The sequence below is a fragment of the Segeticoccus rhizosphaerae genome, assembly GCF_009192725.1.
Classification (GTDB): Bacteria; Actinomycetota; Actinomycetes; order Actinomycetales; family Dermatophilaceae; genus Segeticoccus; species Segeticoccus rhizosphaerae.
This window is the reverse complement of sequence record NZ_VOHR01000442.1, coordinates 1-2,549: the sequence shown is the minus strand read 5'-3', so window position 1 is coordinate 2,549 and position 2,549 is coordinate 1. Positions and strand designations below refer to the sequence as shown.

Sequence of the window (2,549 nt, the reverse complement as noted above, 5' to 3'; positions counted from 1 at the left end):
GGGGGGTGGCCGGGGCGCCGGCAGTGCGGCTCCTGCCGGTCGCGGCCGTGGACCTGGAAGCGTGCGAGGACTGCGGCTCGTCGTCGTCGCCGACGAGCGAGGCGTAGACGTCGAGCAGGACCCGGCGCTGCCGGTCGGACAGGCGGGGGTCGGCGAGGATCGCGGCGGCGACGTCGGGCTGGTGGCCAGCCTCGGACTCCGCCTTCTCCTCGAGGATTCCCGCGCGGACATAGAGCGACTCGGCGGAGATGCGCAGGCCCTTGGCGAGCTGCTGCAGGATCTCGGCGCTGGGCTTCTTCAGGCCCCGCTCGATCTGTGAGAGGTAGGGGTTGCTGACCCCGGCCACGTCGGACAGCTGCCGCAGCGACAGCCGCGCTGCCTGGCGCTGTTCGCGCAGGTAGCCGCCGAGGTCGGGGACGGGGATCGGGGTCATGCCCCCAGTATGCTTGCTCTAGTTAGCACTTTGCAAACTCAGCAAGCGTGTCTCCACTCACACGGGTGTGGGGGAATGGCCCTCAGCGGGTGACGATCTCGGTCTGGCTGGCGGCGATGCCTGAGGCGACCAGCTCGGCGTCGAGCGGGGTGTTGCGCTTGATGACCGCCAGGGCGATCGGGCCGTCCTCGAAGTGGCGTGCCACCGACGTCACGCGCCCGACGACGCGGCCACCGGTCTCGAGCTCGGCTCCGCGCTCGGGCAGCACGTGGCCGGAGCCGTCGAGGTCGAGGAAGACGAGCCGGCGCGGCGGGCGTCCGAGGTTGTGCACCCGCGCGATGGTCTCCTGCCCGCGGTAGCAACCCTTGTGCAGGTGCACGGCGGTCCGCAGCCAGTCGACCTCGTGCGGGATGGTCCGGTGGTCGGTCTCGAACCCGAGCCGCGGCCGCCACGCCGCCACCCGCAACGCCTCGGCGGCCCAGGTGCCCGCCAGCGGACGGTCCCCGACGGCGCCCTGGAGCTCGCTGCGGGGGACGATCACCTCGCGCCAGTCCCGTTCGCGGCCTGGGTGCTCGACGACGGTGCTGTATGCCGCGGTGTCACCTGCCAGGTCGGGCCAGGGGTCCGACCAGGAGAGCGGCTCACCCTCGGCCGACTCGCGCCGCACCGGCTCACCGAGCACGGCATGGTCGGCGGTGACGTCGGCCACTTCCACGCGCAGCATGAACCGCATCGAGTCGAGCCAGGCCACGAGCGACCCGGCGGTGCCCGGCTCGACGGTGATCCAGGTGGTCTCGCCGTCGTCCACCATGTGCAGGTCGTGCTCGATGTGGCCCTTCGGCGACAGCACGAGCGACTCGGCCGACACGCGGGGAGCCAGCCCGGTGAGCGTCTGCGTGGTCATGGAGTGCAGCCACGAGAGCCGGTCGGGTCCGGTCACGGTGACGACCGAACGGTGCGACAGGTCGACGACGGCCAGCCCCTCGGCGAGCAGGCGCTGTTCGCGCAGCGGGTCGCCGTAGTGGGCCGCGACGCCCGCGTCCGGACCCTGGTCGGCCACCGCGCCGTGGACGTCGAGCAGAGGGCTGCGCCAGCTGGTGGCCGGCTCGGTGTTCGTGGTCACGGCTGGGGAGTCGGTCATGGGGTCGAGCACGGTGGTGCACCCTCCGGGGAGTCGCCTGGGTGGCAGGTACCGACCGGGCCCCGTGCCGGGGCCGGTCACCCCACCAGCCTACGTCGGGGCGAAACCGGTGGGACCGGCCGTCAGCCGACCCGCTTGAGCTGGGCCGACACGTGGCTGGTCATGGGCTGACCCATCGCCGACATGTCCATCACCCACATCAGGTCGGAGTTGACCAGGCCGTAGAGGCGCGCGGCCGCCGAGTAGTCCTTGGCCCTGGGGCTGCGCAGGACTCCGTCGGTCTGCAGCTCGATCTTGGCCGGCTCGGTCTTGCCGTAGTACATCTCCACGATGCCGGTGGGGTGGACGAGCAGCAGCTCCACCTCGCCGTCCTCGGCAGGGCGCCAGAAACCGAGCTCGGTGGCGAGCGGTCGGACCTGGTTGCCCTCCTCGTCCAGCAGCCAGGTGCGGCTCTGCCACTCCAGGAACGGCCGGCCGTCGTGGGTGACGACGATCTCCTGGCCGAAGTTGGCGGACTCGATCGTCGGGTAGCCGACCACCCCTGCGCCCTCCCACCGGCCGATCAGCCAGGCGAGGGGCGCAAGCTCCCGAGGAAGGTCGGCGTCGAGCTCGAACGGCATCAGCGCACGCTGCGCACGAGGCGGTAGACCACGTAGGCCGCGAACCACACGATGAGCAGCGAGCTGATCGCCAGGAGCGTGATGAAGAACGTTTCCACGGGGCAGATCGTAGCCTGAGCGCATGACGGACCCGGCACGGCGCCTCATCATCAAGCTGACCCACGGCATCGAGGCGCCCGAACGCCTCTCGCAGGCCTTCACGGTCGCGGCCACGGCGGTGGCCAGCGGCGCCGGGGTGAGCCTCTGGTTGACCGGCGAGGCGGTCTGGCTCGCCGTGCCCGGCCGCGCGGAGGAGTTCGTGCTGCCGGAGAGTCCGCCGCTGGCCGACCTGCGCGACGGTGTCCTCGCCGGCGGC

General features: G+C 71.8%; 3 protein-coding genes and 1 pseudogene. 1 reads left to right on the top strand and 3 read right to left on the bottom strand.

Annotation, left to right across the window (positions count from 1 at the left end):
• The 3 genes from FRW57_RS24835 to FRW57_RS20335 all read right to left on the bottom strand — a co-directional run.
• Positions 1-433 (bottom strand): helix-turn-helix domain-containing protein (locus tag FRW57_RS24835; RefSeq protein WP_152186910.1); only part of this gene is annotated, 433 nt, incomplete at its 3' end.
• An 82-nt stretch (positions 434-515) separates the two neighbouring features.
• Complete coding sequence (gene ygfZ / locus FRW57_RS20340; RefSeq protein WP_137121725.1) at positions 516-1,574, bottom strand: CAF17-like 4Fe-4S cluster assembly/insertion protein YgfZ; 1,059 nt, start codon at positions 1,572-1,574, stop codon at positions 516-518.
• A 122-nt stretch (positions 1,575-1,696) separates the two neighbouring features.
• Positions 1,697-2,194 carry a heme-binding beta-barrel domain-containing protein gene (locus FRW57_RS20335; protein ID WP_137121726.1) on the bottom strand — a complete coding sequence of 166 codons (498 nt, stop codon included), beginning with the start codon at positions 2,192-2,194 and terminating at the stop codon, positions 1,697-1,699.
• Between the two features lie 121 nt (positions 2,195-2,315).
• On the opposite strand from FRW57_RS20335, the pseudogene FRW57_RS20330 reads away from it, so the two are divergent.
• Positions 2,316-2,549: pseudogene (locus tag FRW57_RS20330) on the top strand (DsrE family protein); the annotation flags it as partial.